This is a genomic window from Kribbella sp. NPDC054772 (assembly GCF_053611945.1).
In genome coordinates, this window is sequence record NZ_JBSHBJ010000027.1 from 77996 (window position 1) to 97996 (window position 20001).

Annotated in this window: 21 protein-coding genes; 6 read left to right on the top strand and 15 right to left on the bottom strand. The window is 68.3% G+C overall.

All coding sequences use genetic code 11. The features are described from left to right. The 4 genes from ACWGID_RS31325 to ACWGID_RS31340 are packed head-to-tail and all read right to left on the bottom strand — an operon-like array spanning position 1 to position 4375. Positions 1-1296 carry an alpha-L-fucosidase gene (locus tag ACWGID_RS31325; RefSeq protein WP_452202686.1) on the bottom strand — a complete coding sequence of 432 codons (1296 nt, stop codon included), beginning with the start codon at positions 1294-1296 and terminating at the stop codon, positions 1-3. A 19-nt stretch (positions 1297-1315) separates the two neighbouring features. Further along, positions 1316-2167 carry a carbohydrate ABC transporter permease gene (locus ACWGID_RS31330; protein WP_452202688.1) on the bottom strand — a complete coding sequence of 284 codons (852 nt, stop codon included), beginning with the start codon at positions 2165-2167 and terminating at the stop codon, positions 1316-1318. Continuing rightward, complete coding sequence (locus ACWGID_RS31335; RefSeq protein ID WP_452202690.1) at positions 2157-3101, bottom strand: carbohydrate ABC transporter permease; 945 nt, start codon at positions 3099-3101, stop codon at positions 2157-2159. The genes ACWGID_RS31330 and ACWGID_RS31335 overlap by 11 nt, the downstream gene beginning before the upstream one ends. Next, on the bottom strand, positions 3101-4375 hold the full coding sequence (locus ACWGID_RS31340) for an ABC transporter substrate-binding protein (protein WP_452202691.1): 1275 nt from the start codon (positions 4373-4375) through the stop codon (positions 3101-3103). The genes ACWGID_RS31335 and ACWGID_RS31340 overlap by 1 nt, the downstream gene beginning before the upstream one ends. 182 nt (positions 4376-4557) lie before the next feature. On the opposite strand from ACWGID_RS31340, the gene ACWGID_RS31345 reads away from it, so the two are divergent. Beyond that, entirely contained in the window at positions 4558-5319 is a 762-nt protein-coding gene (locus tag ACWGID_RS31345; protein ID WP_452202693.1) for a FadR/GntR family transcriptional regulator, read from the top strand. Here the strand turns inward: ACWGID_RS31345 and ACWGID_RS31350 are convergent. The 6 genes from ACWGID_RS31350 to ACWGID_RS31375 form a co-directional block, all read right to left on the bottom strand. After that, entirely contained in the window at positions 5225-7027 is a 1803-nt protein-coding gene (locus ACWGID_RS31350) for a GH39 family glycosyl hydrolase (RefSeq protein WP_452202695.1), read from the bottom strand. The genes ACWGID_RS31345 and ACWGID_RS31350 overlap by 95 nt on opposite strands. Before the next feature lie 13 nt (positions 7028-7040). Continuing rightward, entirely contained in the window at positions 7041-8627 is a 1587-nt protein-coding gene (locus ACWGID_RS31355; RefSeq protein WP_452202697.1) for a glucoamylase family protein, read from the bottom strand. A 9-nt stretch (positions 8628-8636) separates the two neighbouring features. Beyond that, a complete protein-coding gene (locus ACWGID_RS31360; RefSeq protein WP_452202699.1) occupies positions 8637-9449 on the bottom strand; it encodes a carbohydrate ABC transporter permease in 813 nt (270 codons plus the stop codon). Beyond that, a complete protein-coding gene (locus ACWGID_RS31365; protein ID WP_452202701.1) occupies positions 9449-10222 on the bottom strand; it encodes a carbohydrate ABC transporter permease in 774 nt (257 codons plus the stop codon). The genes ACWGID_RS31360 and ACWGID_RS31365 overlap by 1 nt, the downstream gene beginning before the upstream one ends. Positions 10223-10394: 172 nt before the next feature. Beyond that, positions 10395-11690, bottom strand: coding sequence for a sugar ABC transporter substrate-binding protein (locus ACWGID_RS31370; protein ID WP_452202703.1), 1296 nt, complete (start codon positions 11688-11690; stop codon positions 10395-10397). Between the two features lie 11 nt (positions 11691-11701). Next, a complete protein-coding gene (locus ACWGID_RS31375) occupies positions 11702-12730 on the bottom strand; it encodes a LacI family DNA-binding transcriptional regulator (protein WP_452202705.1) in 1029 nt (342 codons plus the stop codon). 126 nt (positions 12731-12856) lie between these two features. Between ACWGID_RS31375 and ACWGID_RS31380 the strand changes: the two genes are divergently transcribed. After that, positions 12857-13432, top strand: a complete 576-nt coding sequence (locus ACWGID_RS31380) for a histidine phosphatase family protein (protein ID WP_452202707.1) — start codon at positions 12857-12859, stop codon at positions 13430-13432. 23 nt (positions 13433-13455) lie between these two features. Here the strand turns inward: ACWGID_RS31380 and ACWGID_RS31385 are convergent, their stop codons facing one another. Both ACWGID_RS31385 and ACWGID_RS31390 read right to left on the bottom strand, forming a co-directional pair. After that, positions 13456-14436, bottom strand: coding sequence for a hypothetical protein (locus ACWGID_RS31385; protein WP_452202709.1), 981 nt, complete (start codon positions 14434-14436; stop codon positions 13456-13458). Positions 14437-14548: 112 nt separating this feature from the next. Beyond that, positions 14549-15106, bottom strand: a complete 558-nt coding sequence (locus ACWGID_RS31390) for a TetR/AcrR family transcriptional regulator (RefSeq protein ID WP_452202711.1) — start codon at positions 15104-15106, stop codon at positions 14549-14551. A 90-nt stretch (positions 15107-15196) separates the two neighbouring features. Here ACWGID_RS31390 and ACWGID_RS31395 point away from each other — a divergent pair, with 90 nt between their 5' ends. After that, entirely contained in the window at positions 15197-15613 is a 417-nt protein-coding gene (locus ACWGID_RS31395) for a DUF4267 domain-containing protein (RefSeq protein WP_452202713.1), read from the top strand. Here the strand turns inward: ACWGID_RS31395 and ACWGID_RS31400 are convergent. Next, on the bottom strand, positions 15595-16353 hold the full coding sequence (locus ACWGID_RS31400) for a GNAT family N-acetyltransferase (RefSeq protein ID WP_452202715.1): 759 nt from the start codon (positions 16351-16353) through the stop codon (positions 15595-15597). The genes ACWGID_RS31395 and ACWGID_RS31400 overlap by 19 nt on opposite strands. Before the next feature lie 17 nt (positions 16354-16370). Further along, positions 16371-17195 (bottom strand): NAD(P)H-binding protein, encoded by an 825-nt coding sequence (locus ACWGID_RS31405; RefSeq protein ID WP_452202717.1) that lies wholly within the window; start codon positions 17193-17195, stop codon positions 16371-16373. A gap of 85 nt (positions 17196-17280) precedes the next feature. Here ACWGID_RS31405 and ACWGID_RS31410 point away from each other — a divergent pair, with 85 nt between their 5' ends. Next, positions 17281-17994: a helix-turn-helix domain-containing protein gene (locus tag ACWGID_RS31410; protein WP_452202719.1), complete on the top strand. Its 714-nt coding sequence runs from the start codon at positions 17281-17283 to the stop codon at positions 17992-17994. Between the two features lies 1 nt (position 17995). Here ACWGID_RS31410 and ACWGID_RS31415 read toward each other — a convergent pair whose 3' ends face one another. Then, on the bottom strand, positions 17996-18394 hold the full coding sequence (locus ACWGID_RS31415) for an NUDIX hydrolase (protein ID WP_452202721.1): 399 nt from the start codon (positions 18392-18394) through the stop codon (positions 17996-17998). Positions 18395-18498: 104 nt separating this feature from the next. On the opposite strand from ACWGID_RS31415, the gene ACWGID_RS31420 reads away from it, so the two are divergent. Next, positions 18499-19383, top strand: coding sequence for a PHP domain-containing protein (locus ACWGID_RS31420; RefSeq protein WP_452202723.1), 885 nt, complete (start codon positions 18499-18501; stop codon positions 19381-19383). Continuing rightward, a complete protein-coding gene (locus tag ACWGID_RS31425) occupies positions 19380-19997 on the top strand; it encodes a MarC family protein (protein WP_452202725.1) in 618 nt (205 codons plus the stop codon). The genes ACWGID_RS31420 and ACWGID_RS31425 overlap by 4 nt, the downstream gene beginning before the upstream one ends. Positions 19998-20001 lie beyond the last annotated feature (4 nt).

Sequence of the window (20001 nt, forward strand, 5' to 3'; positions counted from 1 at the left end):
CTAAAGGAAGAGCTCGATCACCGGGACCAGCACGTTCGGGCGCTGGATCGGTAGCTTCAGGGTGAGGGTCTCCGTCGAGACGCCGCCCATCGTGGTGTTCTGGGCCTGCTGGTGCGGGTCGTTGACGATGCGCTTGATCTCGGACGCGTCGTTCAGCAGTTGCGCGTACTTGATCTTGCCCGCCAGCCCCTGCAGGTGGATGTGACCCATCGGCCACGAGAACAGGTGCAGGTACAGCCGATTGCCCTTCTGCGTGAAGCGGCAGTCGACCGGGGCGTCGTACCCCTCGGCCGGCCGCGCCCCGCGGATCGAGCGCTCGTGCTGTCGCATCCACTCACCGATGGAGGCCAGCGTCGCCAGCGCCCGCGGGTCGAACTCACCACGTCCGGTCGGCCCCACGTTCAGCAGCAGGTTGCCGTCCTTGGAGACCGAGTCGACGAGCATCTTGACCAGCGTCTCCGGTGACTTCCAGTCCAGGTTGTCCCGGTCGTAGCCCCAGCTGCCGTTCAGCGTCTGGCACGCCTCCCACAGCACGGGTACGCCGTCACGCTCCATCGGACCGTCCGGCTGGTACTGCTCCGGCGTCACGAAGTCGCCCGCGATGTCCAGCCGGTCGTTGATCAGGATGCCCGGCTGCAGTTCCCGGACCATCGCCATCAGTTCCTCGGAACGCCAGTCGTCCTTGCCCTTGCCGTGACCGTCGCGCCCGTCGTCGTAGTTCCGTCCCGGGTACGAGAAGTCGAACCACATGATGTCGATCGGGCCGTAGTTGCTCAGCAGCTCACGCGTCTGGGCGTGCAGGTAGTCGGCGTACACCTGGACGTCGCGGCCGGCCGCCTTCGCGATCGCTTCCTCGTCGTCGCGCTGCGGGTGCACCAGGTCGATCGGGAACTCGGGGTGGTGCCAGTCGATCAGCGAGTGGTAGAACCCGACCCCGAGCCCCTCGGCCCGGCAGGCCTCGACGAACGGGCCGACCAGGTCCTTGCCCCAGGCGGTCTTCGCGACGGTGTAGTCCGAGACCTCGGAGTCCCACAGGCAGAAGCCCTCGTGGTGCTTGGTCGTGAGTACGGCGTACTTCATGCCGGCCTCGCGCGCCGCCTTGGCCCACGCGCGCGGGTCGTACAGGTCGGGCTCGAAGTGGTCGAAGTACGGCTGGTAGTCCTCGTCGGTCAGCCGTTCGCGGTTCTTCACCCACTCGTGCCGGGCCGGGAGCGAGTACAGGCCCCAGTGGACGAACAGGCCGAACCGCCAGTCGCGGAACTTCTCCACGGAAGCCGCGGGAGGCGTATCAGTCATGGTGTGAATCTCCTTAGGGTTAACGGCCGCCGAGGCCGGTGACGAGCAGGCCACGGACGAGGTGTTTCTGCAACAGGACGACGAGCAGCACGGTCGGGATCATCGCCAGCACCGACGCCGCCATCATCAGGTTCCACTGGGTGCCGGCCTGCCCGCTGAACTGCGCGAGGCCGAGCGGCACGGTGCCCTTGGACTCGACGCTGTTCACGATGATCAGCGGCCACAGGAAGCTGCCCCAGAAGCCGATGAAGGTGAAGACGGTGAGGACGGCGATCGCCGGCCGGGCCAGCGGAAGCATGATCCGGAAGAACGAGCCGAACGGCCCGCAACCGTCCACCCGGGCGGCCTCCTCCAGTTCGCTCGGGACGGTCAGGAAGAACTGCCGGAGCAGGAAGGTGCCGAACGCGGTGAATGCCCACGGCAGGATCAGCGCCCAGTAGCTGTCGACCCAGCCGAGCGACTGCATCAGCCAGTACATCGGGACGATCAGCACCTCCTGCGGCACCATCAGGGTGCCCAGGAACAGCACGAACAGCGACTCCCGGCCGCGGAACTTCAGTCGCGCGAAAGCGTACGCCGACAGACTCGAGGCAGTGACCACCACCAGGGTTCCGGCCACTGCGACGAACGCGCTGTTCAGGAAGTACCGGCCGAACGGCGCGTACGAGAAGGCGTCCTTGTAGTTCGACCACTGGATCTTGGAGCCGAACAGGTGCGGGGTCGCGGTGAACACCTCGTCCGCGGGCTTCAGCGAGGTGGACACGGCCCACACCAGCGGCACCAGGAACAGCAGCGCGACGATCACCAACAGGACATGGGACACGCCGTTGCGGACCCGGCGGCCGACGACGGTCACGGTCTCAGACGTCATAGTTCACCCACTTGCGCTGACCCACGAACTGGATCGCGGTGATGGCCATGATGATCACGAACAGCACCCAGCCGGCCGCCGACGCCAGGCCCATGGTGAGGAACTGCCAGCCCTGGTTGTACACGTACATCACGATCGTCTGGGTGGACACGCCCGGACCGCCCTGGGTCAGCAGGAACGGTTGTGCGAACACCTGGAACGACGTGATCAGCGTCATCGTGGTGGCGAAGAAGACCGACGGCGTGATCATCGGCCAGACGACGTACTTGAACCGGGCCAGCGGACCCGCACCGTCGATCTGCGCGGACTCCAGCTGCGACTGCGGCACCTGGTCGAGCGCGGCGGAGAAGACCAGGAAGTTGTACCCGAATCCCTGCCACACCGACATCGCCACGATCGCCGGCATCGCCCAGGTGGACGAGCCGAGGAAGTTCGGCGCGTTGATCCCGAACCAGCTCTGCAGCCCGCTGTCGATCAGGCCACCGGGCTGGAACATCAGCCGCCAGACCATCACGTTGGCCACCATCGGCGTCATCACCGGGATGAAGAACAGCACCCGGAACGCCTGCCGGCCCTTGATCTTCGGGCCGACCCACATGGCGAGGCCGAGCGAGACGACCACGTTCAGCGGGACGTACAGCACCACGAACAGCACGGTGTTCAGCACCACCCGGCGGAACACCGGGTCGTGCAGCAGATGCGTGTAGTTGTCCAGGCCGAGGAACGTGCGGGTGCCGAACACCGGCCAGTCGAACAGGCTGATCGCGAGCGCCATCGCGGTCGGGAAGAGCGTGAACAGGAGCAGGCCGCCGAGACTCGGTGCCAGGAAGATCCCGGCGTACCGGCCGTCCCTGCGGAGCGCGGGCCGGCGCCCCGCCCGGGCCACCTTCTGTGGTGGTCCGGCCGGGGCGACGGTGGTGGTGTCGGTCGCCATCAGGACCCAGCGCCCGCCTGGTCCTGGATGGTCTTCAGTGCCTGATCCGGTGGGATCTCGCCGTTCAGCGCCTGGGTGCCGAACCGGCTGAGCAGGTCGGCGACCTGCACCCAGTTCTTCGAGGTGGTCAGGGCGACCGAGTTCTGCGACGCGTAGTCGATGACCTCCTTGGCCTCCGGGATCTTCGCGGCGGTGAACCAGGCCGGGTGCGCGGCGGTCCGGGCCGGGTACGCGCGACCGGCGGCGGCCAGCGTGGTCAGCGGCTTCTCACCCGTCATCGACTGGATCGCCTGGAACGCGGCGTCCGGCGTCTTGCAGGACCGGGAGATCCCGAAGCCCGAACCGGCGGTGAAGGTCTTGGAACCGTCCGCACCCGCCGGGATCGGCGCGATGCCGAGGTTGAACTTGACCTTGCCCATGGTGTCGATCAGCGACCAGGGACCGTTCAGCTGCATCGCCGACTTGCCGGAGACGAACTGGGTGGTCTCGAAGTCGCCGTTGCCGGCCGGCACCTGCGGCGCGATCTTGTCGGTGCGGACGAAGTCCGTGTAGCCCTTGAACCCCTCCTCGAACTTCGGGTCGGTGAGGTTCAGCTTGCCGTCGGCCAGCGGCTCCGCCCCGGTCTGGGTCCGGACCCAGGACGCCACACCGAGGTCACCAGGAGAGGTCACCAGTCCGGTCTTGCCGGCCGCGGTGAGTTTCTTCGCGGCGGCCTTGAACTCGTCCATCGTCCAGCCCGGCTTCGGGTCGGCGATCCCGGCGGCCTTGAACATGTCCTTGTTGTAGAAGACCACCATCGGACCGGAGTCGTACGGGATCGCGATCTGTTTCCCGTCCGATTTCAGGCCGTCCATGATCGGTTTGTCGAAGTCCTCCGACTTCAGCCCGTACTTCTTCATCAGATCGTCGAGCGGCAGCAGCGCGTTCGCGTACGACGCGAGTCGCAGCGACTGCATGCCGATGATGCAGGGGGCCTTGCCGCTGGCCAGCAGGGTGCCGATCTTGGACCAGTAGTTGTTCCAGTCGGTGCCCTGGAGTTTGACCGTGATGCCGGAGTGGTCGGTGTGCGCCTGGTCGGCGACTTTCTGCCAGGCTGCCTGGTCCTCGGTCCCACCGATCCAGAACTGCCAGGTCAGATCGGCCTTGTCGGCCGAACCGGACCCGCCGCTGCTACTGCCGCCGTTGCCGCCGCCACAAGCGGCGACGGCCGTGAGCGCGAGCACCGCGCAGGTTGCGGTGATCCAGCGGCGCGCCCTCGCTGGTGTTCCTCTCATCCTGACCTCCAAGGAGAGCTCTGATTCATCCGATCAATATGCCGTGATCTTGACGAGAGTCAACAGCTCGTGGCCTTATTTTAGGAGAGAAAATCAGTCGCTGAGCCCTAGCGCAGTACCCAGACCTCCGATGTATGGTCCAAAGACATCGGAGGTTTCGGGGCGGAGGAGGGAGGGGCCGGATGGCGGTCACCGACGAGGCGATCGACCGGATCAAGCAGATGATCGTGGCCGGGGAACTGCGGCCCGGCGACCGGCTGCCGCGCGAGGCCGACCTGGCCGCGCGGCTCGGGCTGTCCCGCAACTCGCTGCGCGAGGCGGTCAAGGCGCTGGCGCTGATCCGGGTGCTCGAGGTCCGGCAGGGTGACGGCACGTACGTGACCAGCCTGGACCCGGCGCTGCTGATGGAGACGATGGGGTTCGTCCTCGACCTGCATCAGGACGCGTCGGTCCTGGAGTTCTTCGAGGTACGGCGGATTCTCGAGCCGGCCGCCGCGGCCCGGGCGGCCATGCGGATGCCGGACGCGGAGATCACCGCGATGCGGGCGCTGCTCGACGACCTCGGGCCGGACCCGTCAGCCGACGAGCAGCTCGCCAGCGATGTGGAGTTCCACCGGTTGCTCGCGATCGGCAGTGGCAACCGGACGCTGGCCTCGATCATCGAGAGCCTGCGGCAGCCGACCTACCGGGCCCGGATCTGGCGCGGTCTGACCCAGACGGGCGCGGTGAACCGCTCGGTGGCGGAACACCGCGCCATCATGGACGCGATCGCCGCCCGCGAACCCGAGGTCGCCCAGGCCTGGGCGACCGTGCACATTGCGGGCGTCGAACGCTGGATCAACGAGGCGATCAACCTCGATGGGGAAGTAGCTCCACTAGCACCGCGGACGGCATCGGCAGCGTCAGTTCGACCGCTGAACCGTTCCACTCGAGTGGGGTACTGACGAGCTGACTACGCTCGCGCAACTCGGCCAGTTGTTCGTCCGTCGGCCAGTCGCCGAGTCCTGCCGCGGCCTCGGCGATGTCACCGGTGCCGATGGCGAGGGTGGTCGCGGTGGCCTGCCAGGACGGATCGATGCCGGGAAGCCGGACCTGAACCGTTCTGGTCAGGTCCGGTTCCCCCGCGGCCTTGGTCTGATCGAGCGTCAGATTCCACACCAGTACGGCGACGCGATCGCGATCCCGTGACGCCCAGGCCTCGACCAGGCTGCCGCCACCGTCGCCGGTGAGCGTCACCGGCAGCTCCACCGGCCCGAGCCGGCTCAGCAGCGTCAACGCGTGGTACCGCGGTTTCGGCAACCCGCCGACCGTCTGCAGCCCGAACCCACCGTGCAGGAACCGCGGCGGCCGGCCGAGCTCCTCGAAGTGGTCCGACGCGACCCAGTACGAGAGCGCGTCGATCCGCCCGGCCGCGGACCGCATCCCGCGGAGCAGGAACACCCCCGCGAACACCGAGTCGTTGATCGGGTTGAAGTGCGTCGGCGTCACGCCCCATTCGGTCCACAGGATCCGCGCGTCGCCGTACCCGTGCCGTTCCAGCGATGCGCGGACGTCGAGTGGCGGTGATCCGTAGGTGTGCGTGGAGACGAAGTCCACCGGCGTACCGGACCGTTTGGCGTGGACGAGCAGGTCGTCGACCCAGCCGGCCGCGGCCGACGACGGGCCGCCGACCGCGAGCCGCGGGTCGACCGACTTCACGGCCGCCGCGGACGCGTCGTACAGCTGGAACCATTCCTCCTTGGTGCCGGACCAGAAGACCTCGAGGTTCGCCTCGTTCCAGACCTCGAAGTCCCAGGTCAGCACCTCGTCCAGCCCGTACCGGTCGACCAGGTGCAGCACCAGCGCCTGCACCAGGTCGTGCCAGGCCTGGTACGACGCGGGCGGTGAGATGATCGCGCCGTACTCGAAGACCGTCTTGGACGGATCGCTGGCCAGCTCGCGCGGCATGAAGCCGAGCTCCACGACCGGTCGGAGCCCGATCCCGAGCAGCTTGTCGTAGATCGCGTCCACGACGCTGAAATCGTAGGAGTCACCCGCGATCACGTGCGTGTCGTCGTGGAAGATCGCGTGCGCCCGCACCGTCCGGACGCCGAGCTCGTCGTGCATCCGGCGTAGCGCGTCCTCGAGCTCGGGACCGATCTCGTGGCCGCCGGTGCGGTCCTTGCAGAGCAGCTGACTGAGCCGCTCGCTGCCCACCATCGGGACCCAGGGCGTAGCCAGTTCGGTGCCCTCGGCGACCACGTCGACGGTCACCTCGACCCGCGGAACCGTGCCGTCGGCAACCAGCGGTACGGCGCCGACGGTGCTGCTCGGCCGCCCGTCCAGCACCGTCACCTCCGGCACGCTCACCACCGCATAGCGGTACGGCGTGCCGGGGGTGCCCGTGGTGTCGACGTACGGCGGTGCCGGGATCGAGAGGATGTCCCCGCTGTGATGATCGACCGGTTCCAGCGGGCCGTGCTCGCCGGCGCCGCGCAGGATCAGGTAGCCGGCCGCGCCGTCCACCGGTGACCAGTCGATCGTGACCTGACCGGTGCCGCCCACCGCCGTCACCTGCTTCGGCGGATCGAGGTCGGGGAACGCGAACTCGCGCTCCTCGTCGCTGCGCCGGGCGATGCGGGCGTCCCAGTCGGTCTTGGCGTCCTGTTGCATGTAGATGTCTCCGTTACTCGAGGCCGGACCCGAACTGCTCCATCGCGATCAGCGGCCGGATCCGTTCCTCGACCGTGCGGCTCGCGAAGTTGCGCCGGACCAGGTCGTTGCCGAACACGTTGCCGATGGCACCCATCACCATCGCCTGGTCGAGGGACAGGTACCGCTTGGAGATCAGGCCGGACTTCACCGCGACCGAGTCGTAGAACCCGCCGGCGCCGTACGCGTGCAGCGTGTTCTCGATCTTGGCCAGGTTGTCGATCGCCTGCCGCGGCGCGTAGGACATCGCCAGGAACGCCGCGTGCGGGGTGACCACACCGTCGCCGTACGTCGGGTTCGGGTTGGTGCCCTCGCGGCAACCCTCGAAGCCGGCGTCGTAGTTCGTGCCCTCGAAGTCGGACGGGTAGCCACCCGGGTCCATCCCGATCGCCTCGACGCCGTAGACGGAGTACCCGCCCTTGGGGTTCGAGGCGGGGGAGAAGCCCCAGTAGCCGTACTTCGCGTCGTCCAGGCCGTGCTCGATGTGCGCGCGGACCGTGAGCGGGTGGTTGAGGCCCCAGCTGCGCGGCGCCCAGGTCGCCTCGGGGACGAACAGGTCCGGCATCAGCGACTCGAACATGTCGCCGCCCCACGACGGGACCAGCCGCATCCTGCGGTACTCGTACGTCCCCTCGAAGACATCCAGACCGAGGTACGTCCGGTGCACGCCCTTCGGCTTCTGCTCGACCCACGACCAGTCACAGCTGTCCGGGAAGGTCCGGTACGTCGCGAAGTACTGCGTGTGCGGGACCTGACCGAGCGCGAAGCCGACGTACCCGGCGATCCGGGCCTCGGTGTTGCAGGTGTCGTAGTGGAACTTGCGGTAGTACACGTCCGGGCCGACGCCGGCGTGGTTGCCCTTGTCGGTCTCCTCGTCCGGCGGCGGGGTCTCGAAGAAACCGCCGCGCATCAGTCCGCCGGGACGGGCGGCCGGGTTGTAGTAGAACGCGAAGTTCATCTTGTTCAGCAGGGCGTCCGCGAGGGCGCGGGCGCGCGGCTCGGCGTTCCGCACCACCATCAGCGCGCAGGCGAACCAGGCGTTGTCGACGCTCGACACGAACGGCGTGATCGGCCGGGTGCCGTCGGGGTCGACGCGCCGGACCTCGCCGGTCGCCTCGTCGTACCAGTTGAAGTACATGCCGCTCGGCTCGTGGTGGACGACGTTCTGCATCGTCGTCAGCGTCTGCGTGACGCGGCGCAGCGACTCCTGCGGCGAGATGATGCCGAGGTGCTTGGCGACCACCGTGCTCCACAGGTAGCCGCCGATGTTGGTGGGGGAGGTGTAGTTGCTGCGAACCGGGTTCGTCACGGACTCGCCGATGTTGTCGGCGGGCAGGCCGGTCTTCTCGCCGGTCATCGCGACCAGGCTGCGCCAGGTGTCGCGAGCCCACCGGCCCACGAGCGCCTTGTCCGCGCGGCTCGGCGTCCAGCCGGCCTTCAGAAGGTCTGCTGGTGTGGAGGTTCCACCGAAAGCGGGAGCGGCACTCCCGACGGCACCCCCCACGACACTGGCGGCGGTTCCGGCGGCTAACAGGGTACGGCGACTGATGATGGCGGTCATCGAACGCTCCTATTTGAGTCCGGTAATGGCGATGCCCTTGGTCACGTGCCGCTGGAACGCGAGGAACATGACGAGCACCGGTACGACGACCACGACCGCGCCGGCCATCAACAGGCCGAAGTTCTGCGCGTTCTGTCCGGTCGAGTACAGGGCGAGGGCGACGGGCAGGGTGTACTTGTCCTCGGTCTGGGCGATCACCAGCGGCCAGAGGAAGTTGTTCCAGGAACCCAGGAAGGTCAAGATCCCGAGCGTGGCCAGGGCCGGCCGGGTCAGCGGCAGCATGATCCGCACGAAGATGCCCAGCTCGCCGGTCCCGTCGACGCGGCCGGCGTCGATCAGGTCGTCCGGCAGCCCGAGGAAGAACTGCCGCATCAGGAACACCCCGAACGGCGAGACCAGGAACGGCAGGATCAGGCCCGGGTAGCTGTTCGCCAGCCCGGCGTTGGTGACCAGGATGAACAGCGGGACGAACGTGACCATCCCCGGGATCATCAGCGTCGCCATCACCAGCACGAACAGGGCGTTGCGGCCCTTGAACCGGAGCTTGGCGAGCGCGTAGCCGATCATCGAGCAGAAGGTCAGGTTCCCGGCGGTCACGGCCAGCGCGACGAGGGTCGAGTTGACGAAGTACCGCGGGAAGTTCGCCTTGCTGAACAGGTCGGAGTAGTTCTGGCCGGTCGGCTCGTTCGGCCACCAGGTCGGCGGCACCCGGAGCAGCTCGCCCTGGGTCTTGAAGCTGCCGAGCACCATCCACAGGAACGGCGCCGCGACCGCGACCAGGCCAAGCACCCCGATCAGGTAGATCCACCAGGTACGGCGCATCACTTCTCCCTCAGCAGCCGGAACTGGATGAACGTGATCACCGCGATGACGACGAACAGGATGTACGCCATCGACGTCGCGAGACCGTAGTTGCCGAAGCCGAACTGGTCGTAGGTGTACATCGACACCGAGATCGTGCTGTCCAGCGGACCGCCCTGGGTCATCACGAACGGCTCCTCGAAGAACTGCAGGTACCCGATGCCGGTGGTCACGCTGGTGAACAGCACGGTCGGCCGCAGCAGCGGCAGGATCAGGTACCGGAACCGTTGCCACGCGCCCGCACCGTCGATCTGGCCGGCTTCCTCGACGGACTGCGGGATGCCCTGCAGACCGGCCAGGAAGATGATCATCGCGGAGCCGAAGTTCCGCCAGACCGCCATCGCGATCAGCGACGGCATCGCCCAGGTCTTCGAGGCGAGCCAGTTCGGCCCCTCGATGCCGACCCAGCCGAGCACGGTGTTCACCAGGCCGTTGTCGGGCGACAGCACGAACCGCCAGATCACCGCGATGGCCACGATCGACGTCACCACCGGCAGGTAGTAGCCGACCTTGAACAGCGCCTGGAACCGCTTCACGCCACGATCCAGCAGCACCGCCGCGGCCAGCGCCGCGACCAGCGTCAACGGCACCCCGAGCACCACGAAGTACGCCGTGTTGAACGCCGCCTTGCGGAACGTCTCGTCGCCGAGCGCCTTCAGGTAGTTGTCGAACCCGACCCCGTTCACCGCGAACGGCGCCCGCAGATCCCGCTGCTTGATGTCGGTGAAACTCATCCCCAACGACCCGAGCACCGGCCCCGCCGTAAACGCGAGAAACAACAACACGAACGGCAACACCAACACCCACGCGGCCCACGTTTCGCGGCCGATCCTCCGTCGCGGACGCCCAGGCGGCGCGGAACGCCGTACCGCCTGGGACTCCCTCTCAGTGACGACAGTCATCTGTTCAGCTACCGCCGGTGCCGATCTGGCTGGCCTTGGTTTGGATGGCTTTGCTCGTGTCGGCCGGGGACTGGCCGGTCTTCGCCATCTTCTCGATCTCGGTGTCGAAGGCCTTCGCGACCTGCTCCCAGTTCACGATCGCCGGCGGTGCCTTGGCGTCCTCGAGCTGCTGACCGAAGACCGGCAGCAACGGGTCGGCGGAGATGCTCGGGTCCTGCCACGCGCTCTTCACCGCCGGCAGGTCCGACGACATCTTGAACCACGACGCCTGCGTCTTCGCGTCGGACAGGTACTTGACCAGCTTCCACGCGCTGTCCTTGTTCTTGGACGACTTGAACACCACGAAGTCCGACCCACCGACGAACGACGTCGAGGTCTTGTTCTTCGGCATCCGGAACACGCCGATGTTCGGCTTGATCGCGTCCCCGCCGGCCTTGGCGACCGACCCGGCCATCCACGGCCCGGAGATGAACATCGGCACCTGCCCGTTCACGAACTGCGCCTCGGTCTGGTTCGGCGGCAGGTCGGTCCCGGCCAGCTTCTCGGTGAAGAAGCTCTGGTAGTACTTCAGCCCCTCCTGCATCTCCGGGGTGTCGAAGGTGAACTCCTTCTGGTCGTCCCCGGTGATGTTCGCCCCGGCCGACCACGCGAACGGCATCACGGTCTGCCAGGACCCGTCGCCACCCGGCTGCAGGTTGATCCCGTACTTCGCGCCGGCCTTCTCCTTCATCGCCTTGGCCATCGCCTTCAGCCCGTCCCAGTCGGTCGGGGGAGTGCTGAAGCCGGCCTTCGCGGCGAGGTCCTTGCGGTAGAACACGAGCCGCGTCTCGACGTACCAGGGAACGCCGTACTGCGTCCCGCCCGCCTTCGTGGTGTCCAGCGCGCCCTCGTAGAAGCCCGAGTTGTCGAACCCCTGCGGCGTCGGGTCGAGCGCGCCGAGGTCGGCGAACTCACCCATCCAGGTGGTGCCGACCATCGCCGCGTCGGGCAGCGTGTTGGCGGTGATCGCGGTGGTGAACTTGTTGTGCGCCGCGTCCCACGGGATCGGGGTGACGGTCACGTTGACCCCCGGGTTGGCCTGTTTGAACTGCTCCATCAACTTGGGCAGGTTCTCGCCCTCGGTGCCCATCGCCCAGACGGTCAGGTTCCCGGTGGCCGGTCCCTCGCTGACGGTGGTGGTCGCCTTGGACTCGCCACTCGGCGTGTCCGCGGACCGTCCACACCCGGCCAACGCCAGCGCTGTCGCGGTGAGTGCAGCGCTGCCGATCACCAGCCGGCGGCGGATGCTGTGGGTGAACATGTGTTGTCTCCTCACTGGATTACTGCTGCATCCCCCGACGTGCCACAGCTGTCCCGCAGCACGAGTTGTGTTGCCAGTACGTCGTTGCGCGCGCGGGTCCGGGCCCCGGTCACGCGTTCGTGCAGCCGTTCGGCGGCCACCCGCCCCAACTCGGCCATCGGCTGCCGCACAGTCGTCAACCCCGGCGACACGTACCGCGCCGCCATCACGTCGTCCCACCCCGTCACCACGATCTCGCCCGGTACGTCGACCCCGTTCGCGGTGAACGTGGTCAACGCGGCGAGCGCGAGTTCGTCGTTCGCACAGACCAGGCCGTCGGGACGTTTCTTTGCCTTGAGCACCTTCTCCGCCGCCTGCCGTCCGGCGTCCTCCGTCAACGGCACCTGTTCCGGCTTCGGTACCGCGAGCTTGCGCAGCTCGTGCGCCTTCGCGAATCCGGCGTACCGCTCGGAGACGTCGTACGAACTGGCGGGGTCACCCACGAAATGCAGGCTGGTCCGGCCGTGGTCGAGCAGTCGCGTCGTGAGCTGCTCGGCACTCGCGGCGCTCTCGCTGCGGACCGAGTCGCACCCGGTCGCCGGCGGATGCGCGATCAGCACCACAGGTACGCCGGCCTTCCGCAGCCCCTGCACCGTCGGAAGGTCGAGAGCGTTGCCGTGGACAACGATCCCGTCGACGCGCCCGGCCAGGTCCATCACGCTGCGGCGCGGGTGCGGGTTGCCGTGCGTGACGGTGATGACGACGCTCTGACCGTGCTCGCCGGCCCAGCGCTCGTACCCCATGAGCAGGTCGCCGTAGAACGGACCGGCGAGATCGGGCAGTACCAGCCCGTGCGCCTCGTGCCGCTGGACGGCGAGACTCCGGGCGGCGCGTAGCGGTACGTAGTTCAGTTCCTGCGCCGCCTGGTCGACCCGCGCCCGCGCCTTCGCCGACACCGGCCCGGTCCCTTGCAGGACACGGGAAACCGTCGCGATCGACAGCTTCGCGCGGGCGGCGACGTCGTAGATCGTCGCCGGCCTGCCGGTGGGTCCGGAAGCCACGTGGTCACCTCGGGCGGTCGGGGGTGGTGGAAGTGGAAGCGCTTACAGTTTTGGATACCCTGCCCTGGATCGTTCAAACGGTCAAGGGTTCGAGCCCCTCCGCGCGAGGTCTGCGAGGATGACAGCGTGACCACACAGGAACGCGAGGACCGGGTCTTCCTGGTCCGTCACGGGGAGACCGAGTGGAGCAAGTCGGGCCGGCACACGTCCGTCACCGACCTGCCGCTGACGCCTGAGGGCGAGCGGGTCGCCGCGAGTTTGCGGGATCGGCTGGCGGCGGAGTCGTTCGACCTGGTGCTCACGTCACCCCGGCAGCGCGCCCGGCGTACGGCGGAACTCGCGGGCTTCCCCGACGCGCAGGTCGACGACGACCTGGTCGAGTGGAACTACGGCGACTACGAGGGCGTCACGACCGCCGAGATCCGCGAGACCGTCCCCGGCTGGACCGTGTGGGACGACCCGGTACCGCACGGCGAAACCCCCGCCGAGATCTCCACCCGCCTCGACCGCGTCACCGCCCGCCTCGCCGCGGTCCCCGGCGACGCACTGGTCTTCGGCCACTCCCACGCACTCCGCGCCCTGACCGCCCGCTGGCTAGAACTAGACGTCACCCAAGGCCGCCACTTCGTCCTCAACACCGCCACCATCTCGGTCCTGGGTTGGGAACGAGGCTCCCCGGCAATCCTCCACTGGAACAGCTGACGCTTTGTGGAACCTTTTGCGCGCTAGACGGCCAAAACGTTCCACAAACCGGCGACCGGGCACCCCGGCGAGCACGGTTTCGCTTGCAGGGAGGGTTGGGTACGCCGCAGCACCTCGAGCACCTGTACGGCGGCCTCGCACGCCCGATTCGTCACGTCGAACCACCCGTACCGCAAGGTCGCCTCGGCCCGCAGCGTGGCGCGATTGTCCCGATCGAGATCCCGCCACCGCTGCCGCGGCACAAGATGCAGCCGCCCGTCGAGCTCCACGAGCAGTCCGAACCCGTCGTAGTACACGTCGGTGAACTCACCACCCACCGCCCGCTGCCGAGTCCCACGCGGCAACCCGTGCCGTCGCTCCACGTCACGCAAGTACCGAAGCTCTAGCAGCGAGTGCGTCCCACCCGCGACGTCCGCGATGATCGGCCGCAACTCCCCGCGATGCCGCAGCCGCGGACGTGTCTCCAGGGCACGCAGGATCGCGGACGGATCGACCCGCCCGCTCTGGCAAGCCTCGGCGATCACGGCTGCCGCGCGGTCCAGCGTGGGAGAGATCCCCACGATGTCCAGTACGGCGTCCGCGGGCGTCCGCCGCGGCGGCACCACCCGCGCGAGCCGCGCGGCCCAGTGTTCGTCGCGGTGAATCACGAGCTGCGGCTGCGGTCGCACCTTCCGCTGCTTCGGGATCGTGACGTGGACGGGGCGATCGGCGTCGCGCTTCAGCAGACCGAGCTGTTCGGCGGCCGTGTAGTGGCTCCACGCCGCGTCGGGACCGGCGTACAGCAGGGCGGCGAGCAGGCGTTCGTAGTACCCGATAGGTCCTGTGTGCGTGGCGTAGACGCCGGGATGCACCACCTGCCACCGCCGCCCGCGCAACCCACGTTTGATCCGCGAGCCCGGCCACCCGGCGGCCTGGAGTTGCCCGCGCGACACGATCCGGAGCTGGTCATGGATGAGGGCGTCAATCCCTTCGGCCTCGAGCTGCCCTCGCCACCACCAGTCCATCCGCCCAAGCCTGCCGCATCTCCCCGCCCCGCGCCGGACCCCCTGTGGACGACGGGCGCCAGCTCGGTTTGTGGAACTAAATGTCCGCTCCACGGCCATTTAGTTCCACAGATCACGGTCGGGTGATTGCTGCGACCAGGAGGTCGATGCGGGGGTTGCGGTGGGTGGGGCGGAGGCGGGTGCGGTGGTTGAGGGTGGCTTGGCCGTGGAGGGCGCTCCAGAAGACCTCGGTGAGGGTTTCGGGGTCGTCGCCGGCGTACGGCGCTACTCCGGCCTGGATCTCCTCGAAGGCCGCGATGAGTGATTGCGGGCTGTCCGGTCCGCCGAAGCGCAGCGTGGTCGGGCGGACGAACAGCGCTTCGTAGACCGCAGGGTGGGACTCGGCGTAGTCGAGGTAGGCGTGCGCGAGTCCGCTCAGTCCGTCGGCCGAGCGGGCGTCGCGGAGTACCTCGGCCAGTTCGGCGGCCCCTTCGAGGGCGACCGCGTCGGCGATCGCGTCCATGTTCTTGAAGTGGCCGTAGAGCACCGGCTGGCTGTAGTCGACGGCGTCGGCGAGGCGGCGGGTGGTGACGGCCTCCCAGCCCTCGGACTCGGCGAGGTCGCGGGCGGTGCGAAGGATCAGGTCGCGGCGCTCCTCGCGGGCCCGCTCCCGGCGTGACGGGATCGGCATGGACCAGATCTTAGCACTGCTAGACAATCTAGCAACGACAGTGTTAGCGTCGCTAGGAAAGTTAGCACTGCTAGTTCATAGGAGAATCGCATGCGCCGCTTCACCACCGTCCTGACCGTCCTGCTCGCCGTCTTCCCGCTCACCTTCGGCACACAGTTCCTGCTCGCCGGACACACTGCCGCTCCGAACTTCGGCATCGCCGAATGGCCCACCGGCGTCGCGGCCGGGTACTTCGGCGTGAAGGGGATCCGCGACATCGCCCTCGGACTGAACCTGCTCGCTCTGTTCGCGATGGGTCAGCGCCGCGCGACCGGCGTCCTGATGGCGATCTCGGCGATCATCCCGGTCACGGACATGATCATGGTGCTCAGTCACGGCGGCACGGCCGCGACCGCGCTCGGTATCCACGGCCTCACCGCGGCCGTCATGCTCGTCGACGCGTTCCTGCTGCTCCGCGAGCGCACCACGGTCCCCGAGAGCAAGACCCTTCAGCCGGCCCACTCGTAGAGCTCGATCGTGCAGTACTTCCGGAACCCGAGCCGCTCGTACACCGGCCGCCCGGCCGCCGAGGATCCGAGTACGCCGTACTCCGCAACATCACCCGCCGCACGCACCGCGCCGTCCGTGATGGCGGCCCCGATCCCGCGCCGCCGCGCTTCGGGGACCGTCATCACGAAGTACACCCCGGCCACGCCGGCGCCGAGGAACACCGTGGCGGTCCCGACCGGCGAGCCGTCCAGCCAGCCCACGTAGTGCCGCCACGGATCGCCGTACCCGAGTTTGCGATAGACCGACGCGACCCACCGGGCCTCCTTCTCGCCCTCGCCGAAACCACGGCCGAGCGTCTCCTCCCAGGCCGCGAGCCCCGCATCGTCCCTCACCCGCTGAAGCTCCAGCCCAGGGACGACGCGCGGGGCCACCAACTCCGAGATCCGCACCGCCATCCCCGGCTCGCCGCCCCCGTGCACGAACCCCGCCGCCGTCAACGCCGACCGATCGATCCGCAGCGACGGCCCGACATGCCAGCTTCCCGGTACGCCGTATTTCTTCAACTCCACCAGGGATTCCGCGACCACGGCGTCGTCCGAGGCGCGCACGACAGCGTTGTGGTAGTCGAGCGGCGACCCACCGATCGTCCACTCCGCCCGCTCGTCGGACCGCTGCGTGCCACCACCCGCGGCGCCCATCGCCATCAGCAACTCGGCCGCGTTGTCCTCGATCGCCCGTACCAGCTCAGCGTCGTCCACCCGCCCCAGTGTGCCGATCACTCGAACGCGGCGCGACACCTTTCCACCCAACCACGGAACGATCCAGCCGGCCTCCCGAGCACCCGCTCGACGTCATCGGTCACCGTTTCCCCACCACCGCTCCGGATCAGCTCCGCACCACGCATTGCCACCGACACCACCGCCTCATCAAGACCCGCCGCGCGCAACTGCCCCGCATACACCTCCAGCGGTACGTCGACCACGCGCAACGCCAACCCGAGCACCTCCGACATGACCTCCACCTGCTCCGGAACACTGAGCGTCTCCGGACCCGTCAGCGTGTAGGTCCGCGCACCGTGGTCATCCGAAATCAACGCCTCGACAGCCACCGCGGCGACATCAGAGGGATCGACGAACGCATGCCCGCCGTCCCCGGTCTGATTGGGAATCGGCTGCCCCGCCCGGACCGCCGGCGCCCAGCGCAGCGCGTTCGACGCGAACCCGGCCGGTCGCAGAATCGTCCACGCGATCCCGCTGTCCCGCACCGCGCGCTCGCCGGGCGCGTGCCAGTTCGCCGGCATCCCGTCGCCGGTGCTCCCGATCGCCGACAGCTTCACGATCTTCCGCACCCCACCATCGACCGCGGCCGCTACCAGTGCCTGATCGTGATCCGGCACCCACGGACCCGGCGCGGTCAGCAGGAACACGGCATCCACCCCGTCGATTGCCTTGCGCAACGAATCCGGATCATCGAAGTCACCCCGGACAAACGCTCCCTGCGGCTCGCGCCGCGTCATCCCACGCACCGGGATGCCGCGGGCAACCAATTGCCGGACGAGCTCACTGCCGATGGTGCCGGTCGCACCCGTAACCAGAATCATCTCGCCACCCTGACCGATCGCCCCGCCCAGAGATAGGAACTTTCGGTACTACGGAACGCGCACACCGACTCGCTATTCTCGAAAGGTGCGCACCCTCGACCCGTGGGTAGAAGACGTCACCCTCCGCCCCGCGACGACACCGATCACCGTGCTGCCGCCGGACCCGGCGACGACGGTCGTCTGGCGAATGACGACCGCGGGCGCGAGTGACGTACTGATCGCGGGACCGCGCACCAAGGCGGCGTACCACGTCACGAAGGATCTGCCGGTCTGCGTGCGGCTCCGGATCCGGCCGGGGCGCGTGACGCCGCTGCTCGGCACGGCCGCGGACGAGTTGGTCGACCGGACCGTCCCGCTGGAGGACGTGTGCGGCCCGAGCGACCTCGCCGATCGCCTCACGGCGTACCGGACTCAGCCGGAGCAGGCGGTCGAGGTGCTCGGCGATTTCCTCCTCGGACAACTGCCACGCCGCCTGCCGAACCGCTTCGACCTCGTCGGCAGCGCAGTTGCCGACCTGGCCTCGACAGCACGCAGAGTGGACGAGACCGCTGCCCGGCTCGGGGTCAGCGAGCGGTACCTGCGCCGCGTCTTCCGGCAGGCGGTGGGCGTGTCACCCAAGCATTTCGCCCGCATCTCCCGCGTACGCAGTGTGATCGGTCAAGCCGGCCGTTCCTGGTCCGACACCGCGGCGTCCGCCGGGTACGCCGACCAGTCGCACCTGATCGCCGACTTCCGCGCGCTGATGCACGTCACACCTCAGGCGTTCGCGACCGGTCGGGTTCCGCTCAGTACGTGCTGAGTCAGCCGGGCAGCGCGTTCCACTGGTCCAGTGTGGAAACGAGCAGGGTCGTCGTCGACAGCTTCAGGAACTCCGACCGCGTCACGAACCGAGCGTCGGCCGCGTCGTCACCCGCTGTGAGAGTGCCGCCGACAGCGGTCGCCTCGTAGTCACGGATCACGTACAGCTGTCCGCGCGGGCCCTGTCGCTCGACCTCGCCGACCAGTTCCCCGACCTCGACCGTCAATCCGGTCTCCTCCGCCACCTCGCGGGCGACCGCGGTGGGATCGTCCTCACCGGGCTCGACCCGCCCACCCGGAATCGACCACAGCCCGCGGTCCGGCTCGTGGGCTCTCCGCACCACGAGCAGCCGGCGCTCCTCGTCGTACACGAGGGCCCCCACACAGTCGACGCGCTCCATGCCCCCGAAGGATAGGTGACTTGTGCACAAGTGCCAGGGCTCGTGGGTGAACGCGGATAGCATCAGCGGTGCAAGCTGACCAGGCGAAGGGATTCGGACCGCTCGTGCGCATCGATCTGCACACCCACTCGAACCGTTCGGACGGCACCGATCCGGTGGACGTCCTGATGACGCACGCGCGGCAGGCGGGGCTGGACGTGATCGCGCTCACCGACCACGACACCGCCGACGGCTGGGTGGACGGCCGGCGGGCCGCGGAGGAGCTCGGGATCGGGTTCCTGCCCGGCCTGGAGATCTCCTGCAAGCTCGACGGGATCAGCGTGCACCTGCTCGGTTACCTGCCCGACCCGGCGTATCCGCCGTTGGCCGCCGACCTGCAGGTGGTCCGCGAGGGCCGCACCGACCGGATCCCGACGATCGTGGCCCGCCTGAACAGCATCGGCGTACCGCTCACCGTCGACGAGGTGCTCGCCCAAGCGACCGGTACGCCGTCGGTCGGACGGCCGCACGTCGCCGACGCCCTGGTCGCGAACGGGACGGTCGCGAACCGCAGCGAGGCCTTCGACAAGTACCTGGCCGACGGCCGCGCCGGCCACGTCCCGCACTACGCCATCGAGCCCGGGCGGGCGATCGACCTGGTCCGCGAGGCCGGCGGGGTCCCGGTGATCGCGCACCCGTGGGGCCGCTCCAGCTACAAGGTGATGACCGAGGACACCGTCGCCCGGTTGGTCCAGGACCACGGCCTGGCCGGCATCGAGGTCGACCACCAGGACCACTCGCCGGAGTCCCGGGACGCGCTGCGCGCGATCGCGAACAACCTGGGCATCATCTACACCGGCTCCAGCGACCACCACGGGGCCGGCAAGATCGACCACGACCTCGGCGTGAACACCACTGAGCCGGAGCAGTTCGAGCGCCTGCTCGAGGTCGCCAAGACCAACGCCGCCGCCTCCGCCGACGCACAGGTTCCCGAGGCCTATCTTCCGTGAACAGTGTCATCAACCTCGGGCTGCTCAGTGAGGTGGTCGTCACGCTCTTCGTGATCATGGACCCGCCGGGCACCGTGCCGGTTTTCATCTCGCTCACCGCCGGGCAGTCCCGCGCGGTGCGGAAGAAGGCCGCGTGGCAGGCGGTGCTGGTCGCGTTCGGCGTCATCGTGGTGTTCGCGGCCTTCGGCCAGCAGATCCTGCACCATCTCGGCATCACGCTGCCCGCGCTGCAGTGCGCCGGCGGCCTGCTGCTCCTGCTGATCGCCCTGCAGTTGCTGACCGACACCGCCGAGGACCCGGTCCAGACCAAGAACGTGAACATCGCCTTCGTCCCGCTCGGTACGCCGCTGCTCGCCGGGCCAGGTGCGATCGTCGCGACGATGGTGTTCGTGCAGCGCGCGAACGGATCGCTCCCGGACGTGGTCGCGATCTCGGTCGGGATCATCCTGATCCACCTGGTGATGTGGCTGACGCTGCGGTTCTCCGGGCTGATCATGCGGCTGCTGGGGGAGAACGGCGTCCTGCTCGTCACCCGGATCGCGGGTCTGCTGCTGAGCGCGATCGCCGTCCAGCTGGTCGCGGACGCGGTCGCCGACTTCATCAAGGCGGGCTGAGGCC